This is a genomic window from Polaromonas sp. CG_9.7 (genome assembly GCF_015752205.1).
Taxonomy (GTDB): Bacteria; Pseudomonadota; Gammaproteobacteria; order Burkholderiales; family Burkholderiaceae_C; genus Polaromonas.
In genome coordinates this window covers 306,901-323,432 of record NZ_JADOVG010000001.1, presented here as the reverse complement: position 1 = coordinate 323,432, position 16,532 = coordinate 306,901, and the positions used below count along the sequence as shown (strand labels likewise).

Here is a 16,532-nt window from a genome sequence, read left to right as displayed (position 1 = left end):
TACAGGCCGATGGAAATGACCGACGATCTGCTCGATGAGCGAAGCTTGAGCAAGCTGCGGTGGCGCTGCCGCCGGGGCCTGCTGGAGAACGACCTGCTGATTGAAAAATTCTTTCAGACTTTCGAAGTCACGCTCAATGTCAGGCAGGCTAAAGGCTTGAATGATCTAATGGATTTGTCTGACAACGACTTGCTTGACCTGTTGCTCAGACGTAAGGAGCCTGAGCAACTTTCAGAGGCACTTGCCAAGGCAAGTGCCTCCACTCCCGAAGCACTTGAAGTTATAAGCATGCTGCGGCCCCCTAACTCCTCCTCTGACAAGAGAGAAAGAAACGAACATGAAGTTAGCTGACAACAAAGCCACCCTGTCCTTCAGCAACGGCAGCCCCAACGTGGACCTGCCGGTTTACCAAGGTACCGTAGGTCCGGACGTTGTGGACATCCGCAAGCTGTATGCCCAGACCGGCATGTTCACCTATGACCCGGGCTTCCTGTCAACGGCTGCTTGCCAGTCGGGCATTACCTATATTGATGGTGACAAGGGTGAATTGTTGTACCGTGGTTACCCCATCGAACAGCTAGCGACCAATTGCGACTATTTGGAAACCTGCCATCTGTTGCTTTACGGCGAACTGCCGGATGCTGCACAGAAAAAGGTTTTTGTCGGCCGCGTGACCAACCACACCATGGTCAACGAGCAGATGCAGTTCTTCCTGCGGGGATTTCGTCGAGACGCACATCCAATGGCCATCATGACCGGCCTGGTTGGCGCGCTGTCTGCGTTCTACCATGACAGCACCGACATCACCAATCCGGAGCACCGCGACATTGCCGCGATTCGCCTGATTGCCAAGATGCCGACACTGGTGTCCATGGCGTACAAGTACACCGTTGGCCAGCCCTACATGTACCCGCGCAACGACCTGAGCTACGCCGGCAATTTCCTGCACATGATGTTTGCCACACCGTGCGAAGAGTACAAGGTCAACCCTGTGCTTGAGCGCGCGCTGGACCGCATCTTCATCCTGCATGCGGACCACGAACAAAACGCATCGACCTCCACGGTTCGCCTGTGCGGATCGTCGGGTACCAACCCGTTCGCGGCCATTGCCGCCGGCGTCGCCTGCCTTTGGGGGCCAGCGCACGGCGGTGCCAACGAAGCAGCGCTGAACATGCTGGGCGACATCCAGAAGAACGGCGGCGTCGAGAATATCGGCGAATTCATCAAACAGGTCAAGGACAAGAACTCTGGCGTCAAGCTCATGGGATTTGGCCACCGCGTCTACAAGAACTATGACCCGCGCGCCAAGCTGATGCAGGAAACCTGCAAGGAAGTGCTGCAGGAAATGGGTCTTGAAAACGATCCGTTGTTCAAGTTGGCCATGGCGTTGGAAAAAATTGCGCTGGAAGACGACTACTTTGTTTCCCGCAAGCTCTACCCCAACGTGGACTTCTACTCGGGTATCGTGCAGCGCGCCATCGGCATTCCCGTGCCGCTGTTCACCGCCGTTTTTGCACTGGCCCGCAATGTCGGCTGGATGGCCCAGTTGAACGAAATGATCGGCGATCCCGAGTACAAGATCGGCCGTCCACGTCAGCTCTTCGTTGGTTCCACGACGCGTGAAGTCAAGCCGATGGCACAGCGTTAATAACGGTTGTTAGTCAGGTTTTAGCAAAAGCCCGCCGAGGGTCACCTCGGCGGGCTTTTTTATAAAAAAATCTCTATTTTGATAGCAGACTATTCTTTACTGGTATGCGGTTACTGCCTGAATCATCATATTTTCAAGCTGTCCGACAGATTTTTAAAAAATCTCAGGTCGATAGGCTCCCCATCTTCAAAAGCGATGACAAAACCAATATCCTTGTAGCAAAATCGATATCCATCGCGATATGCGATGGAACCTATTTCCATGTCCATCAAAAGCTCTGAACGCAATTTTGCCCGCCGCATTGACCTGACCTCGCTTCAGCTCTTTGTTGCCGTGTGTGAGCTGGGCAGCATTGGCAAGGCAGCGGAACGTGAATTCATTGCTGCTTCTGCGGTTAGCAAACGACTGAGCGACCTTGAAGCCCTGCTGAGCACGCCGCTGCTCTACCGCCACACGCGGGGCGTCGACCTGACGCCGGCGGGGGAAAGTTTGTTGCACCATGCGCGCTCGGTGCTGTTCAGCCTGGAAAAAATGCAGGGTGAACTGAGTGAATATGCCGACGGCGTTCGCGGCCATGTGCGAGTCCATGCCAGCATCTCGGCCATCGTGCAATTCCTTCCCGAAGACCTGGGCGATTTCATACGCCATCACGCTGAAATCAAGATCGACCTTGAAGAGCACCTGAGCACGGAAGTAATCCGGGCGGTTCAGGAAGGCGCAGCTGATTTGGGCGTGTGCAATACCGCCAATGGCCTTGGAGCGTTGCAGGCGCGGCCCTACCGCCACGACAAGCTGGTGCTGATCGTTCCCAAGGGGCATGCGCTGCTGGCGCAAAAAGCGCTCCATTTCGAAGCGGCGCTGGACCATGACCAGGTTGGGCTGCATTCGAACAGTTCGATTTACCTGGCGATGCGCCAGGCAGCGGCGGCACTCGGCCGCACCATCAAGCTGCGCATCCATGTCACTGGCCTGGATGCAATGTGCCGCATGATCCACAACGGCTTGGGCGTCGGCGTGATGCCGCAGCGCGCCTTTGAACTGATGCATGGCGTGGGCGAACTGGAGTCCATAACCTTGCTGGACGACTGGGCAAACCGCCGGATCGAACTGGTGGCGCGAGATTTTTCAACCCTGCCGCTAACTGCTCGTTTGTTGGTCGACCACCTTTCGAGCCAAGCGTCCTGCCCCTAAAATCACCAAAAGACCACGAAGGAAAATCCATGGGACGCACACTCTACGACAAAATCTGGGACGAGCACGTCGTTCATACCGAAGAAGACGGCACCTCAATTCTCTACATTGACCGCCACCTGGTCCACGAAGTGACCAGTCCGCAAGCCTTTGAAGGGCTGCGCGAAGCCGGCCGCAAGGTCTGGCGCATCAGTTCCATCGTCGCCACCGCAGACCACAACACGCCGACCACCGGCTGGGAACTCGGCTACGACGGCATCACGGACCTGGTGAGCAAGGAGCAAATCCTCACACTGGACAGCAACATCAAGGAATTTGGCGCCGCGGCCTTTTTTCCCTTCATGTCCCGGCGCCAGGGCATCGTGCATGTCATCGGCCCCGAGAATGGCGCCACCCTGCCCGGCATGACCGTGGTTTGCGGTGACTCGCACACCTCAACTCACGGCGCATTCGGTGCGCTGGCCCACGGCATCGGCACCAGCGAGGTCGAACATGTGATGGCCACGCAAACCCTGCTGGCCAAGAAAGCCAGGAACATGCTGGTGAAGGTCGAAGGCAAGTGCGCGCCTGGCGTGACCGCCAAGGACATCGTGCTGGCCATCATCGGCAAAATCGGTACGGCGGGCGGTACCGGCTACACGATTGAGTTTGCCGGCTCGGCCATCCGCGACCTCAGCATGGAAGGGCGCATGACAGTCTGCAACATGGCGATTGAAGGCGGTGCCCGCGCCGGCCTGGTCGCCGTGGACACCAAAACGATCGAGTATCTCAAGGGCCGGTTGCTGTCCCCGGGCACCGACCCCAAGACCGGCCAGTTCGTCGGCGGCCCTGAATGGGAACTGGCCGCGCGCTACTGGAGCACGCTGCAGTCCGACGCGGACGCCACATTTGATGCCGTTGTCGAACTTGATGCCCGCCAGATCCTGCCTCAGGTGAGCTGGGGCACATCGCCCGAAATGGTGCTCTCGATAGAAGGCCGGGTACCCGACCCGGAAAAGGAAAAGGACGCCAACAAGCGCGGCGCCATCGAACGCGCCCTGGCTTATATGGGTCTGGAGCCTGGCAAGGCGCTGAACGATTTGTACATCGACAAGGTGTTCATCGGCTCATGCACCAACAGCCGCATCGAAGACATGCGCGAAGCCGCCGCCGTGGTGAAAAAAATTGGCCAGAAGGTCGCCAAGAACGTCAAATTGGCGATGGTGGTTCCGGGTTCGGGCCTGGTCAAGGAACAGGCCGAACGCGAAGGCCTGGACAAGATTTTCATCGCCGCCGGCTTTGAGTGGCGCGAACCCGGCTGCTCGATGTGCCTGGCCATGAACGCCGACCGGCTGGAGCCGGGCGAGCGCTGTGCATCCACCAGCAACCGCAACTTTGAAGGCCGACAAGGCGCCGGCGGCCGCACCCACCTGGTCAGCCCTGCCATGGCGGCGGCAGCAGCCGTGCATGGGCATTTTGTCGATATCCGCAAATTTGTCTGACGCTACCCCAAAGGAATACCCAATGAAAAAAATCACCGCAAGACTCCTGATTGCAGCCGCTTTGCTGTCCACCTTTGCACTGTCCGGCTGCAACACGGTTCGTGGCATTGGCCAGGACGTGCAGCGCGCCGGTTCAGCCGTTTCAAATGCGGCCAAATAACAGGCTGAAACACGTATGCAAAAATTCACCTTACACGAAGGCCTTGTGGCGCCGATGGACCGCGAGAACGTCGACACCGACGCCATCATCCCGAAGCAGTTCCTCAAATCGATTAAAAAAACCGGCTTCGGCCCCAATCTGTTTGACGAATGGCGTTACCTGGATGCTGGTTTTCCGGGCCAGGACCCGGACAGCCGCAAGCCCAATCCTGATTTTGTGTTGAACCAGTCGCGCTATGCCGGCGCCTCCATCCTGCTGGCGCGCAAGAACTTTGGCTGCGGATCGTCGCGCGAGCATGCGCCCTGGGCGCTGGACCAGTTTGGCTTTCGCGCCATCATCGCGCCAAGTTACGCCGACATTTTCTTCAACAACAGTTTCAAGAACGGCCTGCTGCCCATCGTGCTGCCCGAAGCACATGTGGCGCAGTTGTTTGACGAAGTGGCCGCTTTTCCCGGCTACCGGCTCACGATTGACCTGGAGCGCCAGGTCATCGTCAAGGCTCAGGGCGAGGAACTGCCTTTCGACGTTCAGGCTTTCCGTAAATATTGCCTGCTCAACGGCTTTGACGACATCAGCCTGACCCTGTTGCAGAGCGACAAGATCAAGGCCTTTGAAGCTGAACGGCTTGCGGCCAAGCCATGGCTGAGTCATACGGTTACCGTTTAAGAAAATAAACAGTGAAATCATGCTATTGCGCAATACTTACGGACGCAAGCAGCTATAAATAAGATAGTAAATAATGAAAATCGCAATTCTTCCTGGTGATGGTATTGGCACCGAAATCGTCGCTGAAGCAGTGAAGGTGCTCAAGGCCCTGGACCTGAAATTTGAAACTGAATCCGCGCTGGTGGGCGGTGCTGCTTTTGACGTTCACGGCCATCCACTGCCCGAAGCCACGCTCCAATTGGCCAAAGATGCAGACGCCATTTTGTTCGGCGCCGTCGGCGACTGGAAATACGACACGCTGGACAGACCCTTGCGTCCCGAGCAAGCCATTCTGGGCCTGCGCAAGAACCTCGGCCTTTTCGCCAACTTTCGCCCCGCCATCTGCTACCCGCAACTCGTCGATGCGTCGAGCCTGAAGCGCGAGCTGGTGTCGGGCCTGGACATCCTCATCATCCGCGAGCTGACCGGCGACATTTATTTTGGCCAGCCGCGTGGCCGGCGCATTGCAACTGATGGCCATTTCCCTGGCGCCGAGGAAGCATTCGACACCATGCGCTATTCGCGTCCGGAAATCGAACGCATCGCGCATGTCGCTTTCCAAGCAGCGCGCAAACGCAAAGCCGCTGGTGGCGAAGGACGCGTTACCAGCGTCGACAAGGCCAATGTATTGGAAACCTTCCAGCTGTGGAAAGACGTCGTCACCGAGATCGGCCTTCAGTACCCCGACGTGGCGCTGGACCACATGTATGTGGACAACGCGGCCATGCAGCTGGTCAAGGCGCCGAAAAAGTTCGACGTGGTGGTGACGGGCAACATGTTCGGCGATATTTTGAGTGACGCCGCCGCCATGCTGACCGGCTCCATCGGCATGCTGCCCTCGGCCAGTCTGAACGATAAAAACCAGGGCTTGTACGAGCCGAGCCACGGCAGCGCACCTGACATTGCAGGCAAAGGCGTGGCCAATCCGCTGGCCACCATTTTGAGCGCCGCCATGATGCTGCGCTTTAGCCTGAACCAGCCAGAAGCCGCCGCACGCATTGAAAAAGCCGTGGACTCCGTTCTTACCCAGGGGCTGCGAACACCGGATATTCACAGCAAAGGCACTACCCAAGTCGGCACCGTGGAAATGGGCGATGCGGTGGTCAAGGCCTTGGGCTGAAGTCTGCTATTTATTTCTGGCCACTTCTGCGCAACTGCGCCGTGTCAGCCAGGGAAAAGGCAGCCTTCGTTACAATAAGAAAATGTGTAAAGGCCTTGTCACCACCAACTTTTCCGCTGCTTTGTCAGCAGGCCATGGTGTGCCGGCTTTTGTACCAACCACCCCAACGACCACCATTAAAGGCTGACAAGCCCGGTTCGTCGTGCCCTCCGGCTCGATGAGCCGGGCCAAAAAGCCGATTTTTTCGTACTTTTTAAGGGCAACCCCATGAAACTCAAAGGCAATCTCACAGGACTCGTTGGCTGGCGCGGCATGGTCGGCTCGGTCCTGATCGACCGGATGCAGGCCGAAGGCGACTTCGAACTGATCGAACCGGTTTTCTTCTCGACTTCAAACGCTGGCGGCCAGGCTCCGGCGCAGGCCAGGAACGAAACCATCTTGCAAGACGCCTTTGATATCGAAGCGCTCAAGAAGTGCGACATCATCCTGAGCACACAAGGCGGCGACTACACCTCGGAAGTGTTCCCAAAACTGCGCGCGGCCGGCTGGACGGGTCACTGGATTGATGCCGCCTCAACGCTGCGCATGAACGATGACGCGGTTATCGTGCTGGACCCGGTCAATCTGCCTGTCATCCATAACGCGCTGGTCAAAGGCGGCAACAACTGGATAGGCGGCAACTGCACTGTCAGCTGCATGCTGATGGGCGTGGGCGCCCTGTACAAGGCCGGCCTGGTTGAATGGATGACCAGCATGACCTACCAGGCGGCTTCCGGCGGCGGCGCGCAGCACATGCGCGAACTGCTGACCCAATACGGCACACTCAACAGCGAAGTCAAGTCCTTGCTGGACGACCCCAAATCGGCCATCCTGGAAATCGACCGCCGCATCCTGGCCAAGCAACAGTCACTCAGCGCCAGCGAAACCGCCAACTTCGGCGTGCCGCTGGGCGGCAGCCTGATTCCCTGGATTGACAAGGACTTGGGCGACGGCATGAGCAAGGAAGAATGGAAAGGCAGTGCCGAAACCAACAAGATTCTGGGCCAGGGTGCCAGCTTCGGCACCGCTGAAACGCCAGTCGACGGTTTTTGCGTGCGCATTGGTGCAATGCGTTGCCACAGCCAGGCATTGACCTTCAAGCTCAGGAAAGACGTTCCGCTGGCCGACATCGAAGCCATGATTGCGACGGACAACGCCTGGGTCAAAGTGATACCCAATACACGGGAGTCATCCATCAAGGACCTGACCCCGGTGGCGGTGACGGGAACCATGCAGATTCCGGTTGGACGCCTGCGCAAACTGGCCATGGGACCGGAATACCTGGGTGCCTTTACAGTTGGCGACCAACTGCTTTGGGGCGCTGCAGAGCCGTTGCGGCGCATGCTGCGGATCCTGATCGAGGCATAAATCCTTTTTTTCAAGACAACTGAGCAACTACAATCATGAAGTGCGGCAGCCGGCTGTATATCGTTGTCTTGTAGCAACAGCATCAAAACGCATATCCATGCTGCATTAAAGTATCAATAATTAACAATTGTTATTATTTGTTAGCATTAGATCTTGCTGTTAAGGTTGTTTTCAAAATTAGCACCGGGGTTTTTGTGCGTACAAGCCTTAAAACTTTTCAATCAGACCGAGCTCCAGAAGCTCAGAACTCCATGAATCATCCTGGTCGCTGGCGCATTGGTGCCATGGCAAGCGCAATTGCATTGCTCGGCTGTCTGGCAAGTCTTGAAGCGCATGCTGTGGCCTTGGGCCGTGTCACGGTTCAATCCGCACTGGGCGAATCCTTGCGCGCAGAAATCGATATCTCTGATCTCAGCGCTGAAGAGGCCTCAAGCCTGCGGGTCGGAGTGGCAGGAGCCGACGTTTTCAGGGCGGCTGGACTGGAATATTCTTCTGCCGCTTCAGGGCTCGATGTCCGGCTGCAAAAACGCGCAGATGGCAGACCGTATCTACGCCTGACCAGCAATCGCGCTATCGGCGAGCCCTTCGTGGACCTGGTTCTTGAAGCCCGTTGGGCTTCCGGACGCGTTACTCGCGACTACACGATGCTGTTTGATCCCCCGAACCTGCGAAACACCAGTGCTCCACTGGTGTCGTCGGCACCGGTGCTGCCACGCGCGCCGGTGGTCGTATCCACTCTTCCTTCCAGGCAGGACACGCCATTTTCAAATGAACGGCCTGCTGCACGCAAGGCGTCGGCAGAGTCCAAACCGCAAGCTGTCAGAACACTTCCTGCCCAGAGCACATCAGGTGCCCGCCAGGTCACGGTCAGGCCTGGAGACAATGCCAGCAAGATTGCGGCTCAGAATAAGCCTGCCAGCGTGTCGCTGGACCAAATGCTGGTGGCCCTGCTCAGAAGAAATCCTGACGCATTCCCTGGCGGCAACATCAACCTGATCAAATCTGGCGCCGTGGTGGATATTCCAGACGAACAGGCAGCCAATGCAGTTTCACCGGGTGAAGCCAGGCAAACCCTTGTTGCCCAGAGTCGGGATTTCAACACCTTCCGCCGCAAGCTCGCCAGCGGCGTGCCGACAACCCAGCTTGACAGCACAGGCCGTCAGGCTGACGGAAAAGTCCAGGCCAGGGTCGAAGATCGCGCCCAGGCCAATGCCTCGCCCGACCGGCTGACGCTTTCAAAAGGTGCGGTTCAGGGCTTACAGTCCAACGAACAAATCGCCAGGGATGCAGCAAGCCGAACTGCAGATCAGCTAAAAAATAACACCTCTTCGAATCCACAACCCGTCATTGCCGGAGCAGGCAGCGCGGCGCCGGGACTCTCGGCTTCAAGCGCCAGCGACTCTCCTTCTTCTTCTGGTGCAATTGCCATCTCAGCAGCGCCAGCGCTAAATGCCTCCAGCGCCACAGTACCCGCAACTGACGCTTCGGCCCTGGCCCTGTCCGAGGCGCTGGCCCCAGAGTCGATGCCATCTGCAAGCGCACCTGTACCTCTCGAACCTGATACCGTCGGCCAGCAGCCTTCACTGACAGCCCCTCCCGTCGCACAGCCTGAGCCGGGTTTGACCACCTGGATCATGGACAACTCATTGCTACTGGGCGGCGGCGTACTGCTGGCATTGCTGGCGGGCTTGGGATTTGCACGCCACCGGAAAAATGCACGACCCAGCCTTGAGGACAGCTCATTTCTGGACAGCCGCCAGCAGCCTGATTCCTTCTTTGGCGCCAGTGGTGGAGAGCGTGTCGATACCAATGCAAGCCGTGCCCCAAAGTCTTCTTCGATCTCTTACTCACCCAGCCAGCTGGATACATCGGGCGATGTGGACCCAGTGGCTGAAGCCGATGTCTACATGGCCTATGGCCGCGACCAACAGGCGGAAGAAATCCTCAGGGAAGCGTTGCAGACCCACCCGGAGCGTTTGGCGGTTCACAGCAAGCTGCTTGAAATCTATGCCAAACGGCGCGATCATAAAGCCTTCGAAAATGCGGCACTGCCAGCATTCAAGCTTACGGGTGGTCAAGGCGAAGAGTGGTCTCATATCAGCCAGCTGGGCCGGGAACTGGAGCCAAGCAATTCCATGTACCAGTCTGGCGCCAGCTTTTCGCCCAGCTTGCCCGGAAGACGCAACTCTGGTTTGATGCCTTTGAGCAACACCCTTCCGCAGGCTCTGGCGGGATTGGCCCCGGTTGTCAAAAAGCCGCAGGCCTTCGATTTGGACCTGGATCTGGATTTTTCGGCAGGCGCAGCATCTACTGAATTGATGCCACCAGCGCCAATGGCAGCAGGTGCCCTCGCCTATTCAGAATCAAAAGTCGAACCGACACCCGACATTGCCATTCCGTCGGCTTTTCTGGATCTGGATTTGAATCTGGACAGTATCGCAGCCACTGCGCCAGCGACAGAACCTCTGCACATTTCAGTAGAACTGCCTGCTTCGGGGAACGACCTGACAGCCAATGGCCTGGACTTCACGACTGAGCCATTTAAACCGAAAGCAACCATTGCACCGATGACGCCTGTGGTGCACAGCGGCATGCTGGAGTTTGACCTGGATTCGCTTTCGCTGGACCTAGGCCCGGCCACCAAGCCTCCTGCAGCGGTCATGACCGACCTGGAAAAAGATCCCCTTGAAATCAAGTTTCTGTTGGCCGAGGAATTCCGTATTCTGGGCGATTCAGAAGGTGCCAGGTTACTGGCTGACGAGGTCGTGGCCCGAGCCAAAGGTCCTTTGAAGTTCAAGGCTCAAGCATTTCTCAATACTTTGCCGTGAACAACGCTTGAAGTACCCGCATTCAACAACGGGACAACGCCGGTGAGGATTGCCCTGGGTATCAGCTACAGCGGCAGCGCTTACGAAGGCTGGCAGAGCCAGCTGTCCGGCAGGACGGTTCAGGACCAGCTGGAAAAGGCCTTGAGCCGGTTTGCCGTTCAACCGGTTCGCGTGATGTGCGCCGGGCGCACCGATGCCGGCGTTCATGCACTGATGCAGGTTGCGCACTTCGACACTGCACTGCAGCGCGAAACCGCCTCCTGGGTGCGCGGCACCAATGCTTTTTTGCCCCGCGACATTGCGGTGCAGTGGGCGCAGCCAGTGCCCGATGAATTTCACTCGCGTGCCAGCGCCATTGCACGCCGATACGCCTACGTCGTGCTGGAGTCGCCGGTGCGCCCCAGCGTGGAAGCCGGGCGCGTCGGCTGGGTCTATCGTCCGCTTGATGGCGACGCCATGCGGCAAGCCGCCCTGCACTTGATGGGCGAGCACGACTTCAGTTCGTTCCGGGCTGCGCAATGCCAGGCAAAGTCCCCTGTCAAGACCATGAACCGCATCGAGATTTCGCAGCGCGCTGGGGCCGGGTCGCGGTATTGGCGCTTCGAGTTTGAGGCCAATGCTTTTCTGCACCATATGATCCGCAACATCATGGGCTGCCTGCTGGCTGTTGGCCAGGGCAGCCAACCGCCGGAGTGGCTGGCTGGCGTGGTGGCCGCCCGCCGGCGTGATGCCGCCGCCCCCACCTTTTCACCCGACGGTCTTTATTTTCTGGGTCCGGTGTATGAGGAGCGCCATGGCTTGCCGTCGCGCACGGCCGCTTATGATTGGCTGCCATGACCACTTATTTTCCCTCATCAAGCCGTACCCGTATCAAGATCTGCGGCCTGACCCGCGAGGAAGACGTCGATGCCGCCGTAGCTGCGGGCGCTGACGCCATCGGCTTGGTCATGTACGCACACAGCGCCCGCCATGTCACCCTGGAGCGCGCCGCAGAACTGGCCAGTCGACTGCCACCGTTTGTCACGCCAGTGCTGTTGTTTGTAAATGAAGAAACTACAAAAATAATAGCTGCGTGCGCCCGTATTCCGTGCGCTATAGTTCAATTTCATGGTGACGAGACGCCCGAAGAATGCCTGAGGGCCGGCAGACCCTTTTTGCGCGCTGCCCGCATCCCGCTGGACGAAAACCCCAACGCGGGCATCCTGCGCTTTGATCTTTTAAAATATGTTCAAGATTATTCATCAGCCCAAGCCATCTTGCTCGACGCCCATGTCGAAGGATACGGCGGCGGCGGAAAAACATTCAATTGGTCACTTCTTCCTCAAAGCGTCAACGCTCACCTCGTTTTGTCTGGTGGGTTGACGCCTGCAAACGTGACCGATGGCATTTTGCAAGTCAGGCCACGCTGTACCACGCTGGCCGTTGACGTGAGTTCAGGCGTCGAGGTGTCCAAGGGCATCAAGAGCTTTGAGAAAATTATCCAGTTTGTTGCAGCCGTTCGCGCTGCAGACGAACAATTCAAAAACCTTGCGGGACAGTCCAGGCGGCATGCGCATAGCGAATGAGCTGGCTGGTTCCCAACTGATCAAAGAGAATCATGTACGACTACCATCAACCTGACCTTGCCGGTCACTTCGGCCTGTATGGCGGCAGTTTCGTTTCCGAAACGTTGACGCATGCCATCAATGAGCTGAAAGCGGCCTACGCCAAATACCAGCACGACCCGGAATTTCTGGCCGAATTCAATTATGAGCTGAAACATTTCGTCGGTCGCCCATCCCCCATTTACCATGCTGCGCGCATGAGCCGCGAACAGGGCGGCGCGCAGATTTACCTCAAGCGTGAAGACCTGAACCACACTGGCGCGCACAAGATCAACAACACCATTGGCCAGGCGATGCTGGCGCGGCGCATGGGCAAGCCACGCATCATTGCCGAAACCGGCGCCGGCCAGCATGGCGTGGCCACCGCCACCATCTGCGCGCGCTACGGCCTGGAATGCGTGGTTTATATGGGCAGCGAGGATGTCAAGCGTCAAAGCCCCAACGTCTACCGCATGCACCTGCTGGGCGCCACGGTCGTACCCGTCGAAAGTGGCAGCAAGACGTTGAAGGATGCGCTGAACGAAGCCATGCGCGACTGGGTGGCGAATGTGGACAACACCTTCTACATCATCGGCACCGTGGCCGGCCCGCATCCCTACCCGATGATGGTGCGCGATTTCCAGAGCGTTATCGGCACCGAATGCCTGAGCCAGATGCCCGAAATGACCGGCGGCAAACAACCTGATGCCGTGGTGGCCTGCGTTGGCGGCGGCAGCAATGCCATGGGGATTTTCTACCCCTACATTTCGCATGAAACCACACGCCTGATTGGCGTGGAAGCCGCCGGCGAAGGCATGGACAGCGGCAAGCATTCGGCGTCGCTGCAACGCGGCATCCCCGGTGTGCTGCATGGCAACCGCACCTATGTGCTGCAGAACGAAGATGGCCAGGTTACCGAAACACACAGCATCAGCGCCGGCCTGGACTACCCCGGCGTCGGACCCGAGCATGCGTTCCTGAAAGACATTGGACGCGCTGAATATGTCGGCATCACCGACACCGAAGCGCTGGCCGCTTTTCACTACCTGTGCCGCACCGAAGGCATCATTCCGGCGCTCGAATCGGCCCATGCCATTGCCTACGCGATGAAACTGGCCAAAACCATGCGCAGCGACCAGAGCATTCTTGTCAACCTGTCAGGGCGGGGCGACAAGGATGTCGGCACCGTGGCCGACCTGTCGGGGGCAAACTTCTACTGCCGCCCTTCCTGCCACGGCCAAAGCATCAAGGGTGCCTCGCAAGTCGTGAAATTCAAGTCATGAGCCGCATCAAACCCACCCTCGACACACTGCTGTCCCAAGGCCGCAAAGCGCTGATTCCCTACGTCACGGCAGGTTTCCCCTACGCCGACGTCACGCCCGAACTGATGCACGCCATGGTGGCGGGTGGCGCCGACGTGATTGAACTGGGCGTGCCCTTTTCCGATCCCAGCGCCGACGGCCCGGTGATCCAGAAGGCCGGCGAAAAGGCCCTGGCCCAAGGGGTCGGCCTGCTCCAGGTGCTGGACATGGTCCGCGCCTTTCGCCGCCAGGACAACACGACGCCCGTGGTGTTGATGGGCTACGCGAATCCGGTCGAGCGCTATGACATCCGTCACGGCACAGGCACCACCGAAAGCGCCTTTATCCGGGACGCAGCCAAAGCCGGCGTGGACGGGATGCTGATCGTCGACTATCCGCCCGAGGAATGCGTGGAGTTTGCCGCGCGATTGAAGGCGCATGGCATGGACCTGATCTTTCTGCTGGCGCCTACCAGCACTGACGCGCGCATGGCGCAGGTCGCCAAGGTCGCCAGCGGCTATGTGTACTACGTTTCGCTCAAGGGCGTGACGGGGGCCGGAACGCTTGATGTGGAAGCGGTCGAAGCCATGCTGCCACGCATTCGCCAGCATGTCAGCGTGCCCGTGGGTGTGGGTTTTGGCATTCGCGACGCGGCAACCGCCAAGGCGATTGGCAAGGTGGCCGATGCCGTGGTCATTGGCAGCAAGATCATCCAGCTGATCGAAAATGAGCCGCGCGACCGGGTGGCTGCGGTGGCGCAAGATTTCCTGAACGAAATCCGCTTGGCGCTGGACTGAATTGCCTGGGGCCTTCCACCGCATAATGGCATTCGCCACCCTGCTCCGGGCGCTCGCCACGCCTTCTTTGTTTACTGTTTGAAAATGCTTGCGACTGCCGTATGCCTAAAAAAGCAGCGCCAGCCGCAAGCCTACAAGGACTGACACCATGTCTTGGCTCGAAAAACTCCTCCCGCCCAAAATCAGCCCCACCAACCCGACTGAACGCCGCAGCGTGCCCGAAGGCCTGTGGATCAAATGCCCCAGCTGCGAATCCGTGCTGTACAAGACCGACCTGGAAAAAAACCAGAACGTCTGCCCGCAGTGCAGCCACCACCACCGCATCGGCGCACGCGAGCGGCTTGATGCCTTTCTGGACGCCGAAGGCCGTTACGAAATCGGCCAGGAAGTGTTGCCGGTCGATGCGTTGAAGTTCAAGGACAGCCGCAAGTACCCCGAGCGGCTCAAGGAAGCGATGGAAAACACCGGCGAAACCGATGCGCTGGTGGTGATGGGCGGCGCGCTGCACAGCATTGGTGTGGTCGTGGCGTGTTTTGAATTTGATTTCATGGGCGGCAGCATGGGCAGCGTTGTCGGCGAGCGCTTCGTGCGCGGCGTGCACACCGCCATCGAGCAAAAAGTACCCTTCATCTGCTTCACCGCCACCGGCGGCGCGCGCATGCAGGAAGGCCTGCTGAGCCTGATGCAGATGGCCAAGACCAATGCATCGCTGACGCGCCTGGCCAAGAAAGGCCTGCCCTATGTCAGTGTGCTGACCGACCCAACCATGGGCGGCGTGAGTGCGGGCTTTGCCTTTCTCGGCGACATCGTGATTGCCGAGCCCAAGGCGCTGATCGGTTTTGCCGGACCACGGGTCATCGAATCGACCGTGCGCGTCACCCTGCCCGAAGGTTTTCAGCGGGCCGAGTTTTTGCAGACCAAAGGCGCGGTTGACTTCATTTGCGACCGCCGGGAATTGCGCAAGACCGTGGCGAGTTCACTGGCCATGCTGCTCAAGCAGCCGGCCGACGCGGTGAGCTGAGGCTGCACCGGGATAATACATTTTTCAGAAAAAAATCATGGTTGAACTCTGTTCCTCCTGAGAATGTTGTGACAAACCCCAGGCGCCCGATTCGCTTGAGGCGCACATCTCTTCATTTGAGTGCACCTTTCGCGTGGCCTGTGCCGAGCGCGTGCTGCAGGGCCAATGCCCGAATTGCAGCGGTGAAATGCAACCTCGGCCAAGGCGCCCGGCTGACAGGCTTGAAAAATATCCGGCATCAAGACTTCGCATTTACCGACCCCGGGATACGAGCAGCGTCACGAGCCACGCCACCTGAGAAAAATACAAGCCAAAAAGGCCTTATCCGCTGGTATTACGGGCATTTTATGCTATCGTTTTTATATACTGGTACACCTGTTTTGGCGGTGCCGGACTTGCGCCTGCCTTGTTCCAGCCGTTCTGCCTTCCCCACGGCAGCCCTGAAAAACGGCGTTCCAGCCAGCCGTGGTTACCCCAATCAACATGATCAGGCAAGCAAAATCAAAACGGGCATGGGATGATGTAGTCTGTCGCCATTCAACGCACGCCACCATGCCCGAAGCCTTGACCCTAACCTCCCTTCCGCTATTCCCGCTGGGCACTGTGCTCTACCCCGGCGGCCTGCTGCCGCTGCAGATTTTCGAAGTCCGCTACCTCGACATGATTGGCAAATGTCACAAGACCGGGGCGCCGTTTGGCGTGGTCTCGTTGACGCAAGGCTCGGAAGTGCGAAAGCCTGCCAATGCCAGCGTCAAAAATGCGGCGCCCAGCGGTGACGGTTTTGCCAATGAAGCCTTCCACACGGTCGGCACGCTGGCCAAGATCATTGAATACTCGGTCCCGCAAGCAGGACTGATGGTGGTGCAATGCCAGGGAATTCACCGTTTCAGCATCACCCGACGCGAAAAGCTCAAGCATGGCCTGTGGATTGCCGATGTGGTTCGCATGGAAGACGACCTGCCGGTCAAGATTCCGCACGATCTGCAAAAGGCTGCCGATGCGCTGGGCAAACTGATCAAAGGGCTGCTGAATGGCGATACCCCTGTTGAAACAATGCCCCTGCTGGCCCCCTACCAACTCGACGACTGCAGCTGGGTGGCCAACCGCTGGTGCGAATTGTTGCCACTTCCCCCCGCTGTCAAGCAGCAACTGATGGAACTGGACAACCCGCTGCTCAGGCTGGAACTGGTTTGCGACATCCTGGAACGCAACGGCATTTCACGCTGATTTGCCGCTGGCGCAGCGCAGGATTGCGCACAAAGAAGGCTCAAGGCCCAAGGCGCGCCAAAA

16 protein-coding genes are annotated in these 16,532 nt (G+C 58.3%); all 16 read left to right on the top strand.

Translation table 11 applies throughout. The features are described 5' to 3' along the window. The first annotated feature begins 9 nt into the window (after positions 1-9). The 16 genes from IWX87_RS01510 (at position 10) to IWX87_RS01430 (ending at position 16,469) form a co-directional block, all read left to right on the top strand. On the top strand, positions 10-351 hold the full coding sequence (locus tag IWX87_RS01510) for a succinate dehydrogenase assembly factor 2 (RefSeq protein ID WP_196861725.1): 342 nt from the start codon (positions 10-12) through the stop codon (positions 349-351). Next, the gene (gene gltA / locus IWX87_RS01505; protein WP_196861724.1) at positions 338-1,648 is read left to right on the top strand and encodes a citrate synthase; all 1,311 of its coding nucleotides are present in this window, start codon (positions 338-340) and stop codon (positions 1,646-1,648) included. The genes IWX87_RS01510 and gltA overlap by 14 nt, the downstream gene beginning before the upstream one ends. A gap of 267 nt (positions 1,649-1,915) precedes the next feature. Beyond that, a complete protein-coding gene (locus IWX87_RS01500; protein ID WP_196861840.1) occupies positions 1,916-2,839 on the top strand; it encodes a LysR family transcriptional regulator in 924 nt (307 codons plus the stop codon). A 29-nt stretch (positions 2,840-2,868) separates the two neighbouring features. Further along, complete coding sequence (gene leuC / locus IWX87_RS01495) at positions 2,869-4,320, top strand: 3-isopropylmalate dehydratase large subunit (protein ID WP_196861723.1); 1,452 nt, start codon at positions 2,869-2,871, stop codon at positions 4,318-4,320. 22 nt (positions 4,321-4,342) lie between these two features. Then, positions 4,343-4,480: an entericidin A/B family lipoprotein gene (locus IWX87_RS01490; RefSeq protein WP_196861722.1), complete on the top strand. Its 138-nt coding sequence runs from the start codon at positions 4,343-4,345 to the stop codon at positions 4,478-4,480. A gap of 15 nt (positions 4,481-4,495) precedes the next feature. Then, positions 4,496-5,146, top strand: coding sequence for a 3-isopropylmalate dehydratase small subunit (leuD, locus tag IWX87_RS01485; RefSeq protein WP_196861721.1), 651 nt, complete (start codon positions 4,496-4,498; stop codon positions 5,144-5,146). 73 nt (positions 5,147-5,219) lie between these two features. Then, positions 5,220-6,305: a 3-isopropylmalate dehydrogenase gene (gene leuB, locus IWX87_RS01480; protein WP_196861720.1), complete on the top strand. Its 1,086-nt coding sequence runs from the start codon at positions 5,220-5,222 to the stop codon at positions 6,303-6,305. A gap of 267 nt (positions 6,306-6,572) precedes the next feature. Next, a complete protein-coding gene (gene asd / locus IWX87_RS01475) occupies positions 6,573-7,712 on the top strand; it encodes an aspartate-semialdehyde dehydrogenase (RefSeq protein ID WP_196861719.1) in 1,140 nt (379 codons plus the stop codon). 251 nt (positions 7,713-7,963) lie between these two features. Beyond that, positions 7,964-10,540 (top strand): FimV/HubP family polar landmark protein, encoded by a 2,577-nt coding sequence (locus IWX87_RS01470; RefSeq protein ID WP_196861718.1) that lies wholly within the window; start codon positions 7,964-7,966, stop codon positions 10,538-10,540. Between the two features lie 42 nt (positions 10,541-10,582). Continuing rightward, positions 10,583-11,377 carry a tRNA pseudouridine(38-40) synthase TruA gene (gene truA, locus IWX87_RS01465; RefSeq protein WP_196861717.1) on the top strand — a complete coding sequence of 265 codons (795 nt, stop codon included), beginning with the start codon at positions 10,583-10,585 and terminating at the stop codon, positions 11,375-11,377. Next, positions 11,374-12,105 carry a phosphoribosylanthranilate isomerase gene (locus IWX87_RS01460; RefSeq protein ID WP_196861716.1) on the top strand — a complete coding sequence of 244 codons (732 nt, stop codon included), beginning with the start codon at positions 11,374-11,376 and terminating at the stop codon, positions 12,103-12,105. The genes truA and IWX87_RS01460 overlap by 4 nt, the downstream gene beginning before the upstream one ends. Positions 12,106-12,137: 32 nt before the next feature. Then, a complete protein-coding gene (gene trpB, locus IWX87_RS01455; protein ID WP_196861715.1) occupies positions 12,138-13,406 on the top strand; it encodes a tryptophan synthase subunit beta in 1,269 nt (422 codons plus the stop codon). Next, positions 13,403-14,221: a tryptophan synthase subunit alpha gene (gene trpA / locus IWX87_RS01450; RefSeq protein WP_196861714.1), complete on the top strand. Its 819-nt coding sequence runs from the start codon at positions 13,403-13,405 to the stop codon at positions 14,219-14,221. Before trpB ends, trpA begins: the two co-directional genes overlap by 4 nt. 148 nt (positions 14,222-14,369) lie before the next feature. After that, on the top strand, positions 14,370-15,242 hold the full coding sequence (gene accD / locus IWX87_RS01445) for an acetyl-CoA carboxylase, carboxyltransferase subunit beta (RefSeq protein WP_196861713.1): 873 nt from the start codon (positions 14,370-14,372) through the stop codon (positions 15,240-15,242). A gap of 182 nt (positions 15,243-15,424) precedes the next feature. Beyond that, positions 15,425-15,763, top strand: coding sequence for a hypothetical protein (locus IWX87_RS01435; protein ID WP_196861846.1), 339 nt, complete (start codon positions 15,425-15,427; stop codon positions 15,761-15,763). Positions 15,764-15,794: 31 nt separating this feature from the next. Further along, entirely contained in the window at positions 15,795-16,469 is a 675-nt protein-coding gene (locus IWX87_RS01430) for an LON peptidase substrate-binding domain-containing protein (RefSeq protein ID WP_196861712.1), read from the top strand. Positions 16,470-16,532 lie beyond the last annotated feature (63 nt).

What these genes read in the sequence shown, in the direction of transcription:
- trpB (WP_196861715.1), top strand. Translation starts at nt 12,138, where the DNA reads ATGTACGACTACCATCAACCTGACCTTGCCGGTCACTTCGGCCTGTAT.
- IWX87_RS01460 (WP_196861716.1), top strand. Translation starts at nt 11,374, where the DNA reads ATGACCACTTATTTTCCCTCATCAAGCCGTACCCGTATCAAGATCTGC.
- IWX87_RS01490 (WP_196861722.1), top strand. Translation starts at nt 4,343, where the DNA reads ATGAAAAAAATCACCGCAAGACTCCTGATTGCAGCCGCTTTGCTGTCC.
- leuB (WP_196861720.1), top strand. Translation starts at nt 5,220, where the DNA reads ATGAAAATCGCAATTCTTCCTGGTGATGGTATTGGCACCGAAATCGTC.
- IWX87_RS01430 (WP_196861712.1), top strand. Translation starts at nt 15,795, where the DNA reads ATGCCCGAAGCCTTGACCCTAACCTCCCTTCCGCTATTCCCGCTGGGC.
- IWX87_RS01470 (WP_196861718.1), top strand. Translation starts at nt 7,964, where the DNA reads ATGAATCATCCTGGTCGCTGGCGCATTGGTGCCATGGCAAGCGCAATT.
- leuC (WP_196861723.1), top strand. Translation starts at nt 2,869, where the DNA reads ATGGGACGCACACTCTACGACAAAATCTGGGACGAGCACGTCGTTCAT.
- asd (WP_196861719.1), top strand. Translation starts at nt 6,573, where the DNA reads ATGAAACTCAAAGGCAATCTCACAGGACTCGTTGGCTGGCGCGGCATG.
- leuD (WP_196861721.1), top strand. Translation starts at nt 4,496, where the DNA reads ATGCAAAAATTCACCTTACACGAAGGCCTTGTGGCGCCGATGGACCGC.
- gltA (WP_196861724.1), top strand. Translation starts at nt 338, where the DNA reads ATGAAGTTAGCTGACAACAAAGCCACCCTGTCCTTCAGCAACGGCAGC.
- accD (WP_196861713.1), top strand. Translation starts at nt 14,370, where the DNA reads ATGTCTTGGCTCGAAAAACTCCTCCCGCCCAAAATCAGCCCCACCAAC.
- trpA (WP_196861714.1), top strand. Translation starts at nt 13,403, where the DNA reads ATGAGCCGCATCAAACCCACCCTCGACACACTGCTGTCCCAAGGCCGC.
- IWX87_RS01510 (WP_196861725.1), top strand. Translation starts at nt 10, where the DNA reads ATGGAAATGACCGACGATCTGCTCGATGAGCGAAGCTTGAGCAAGCTG.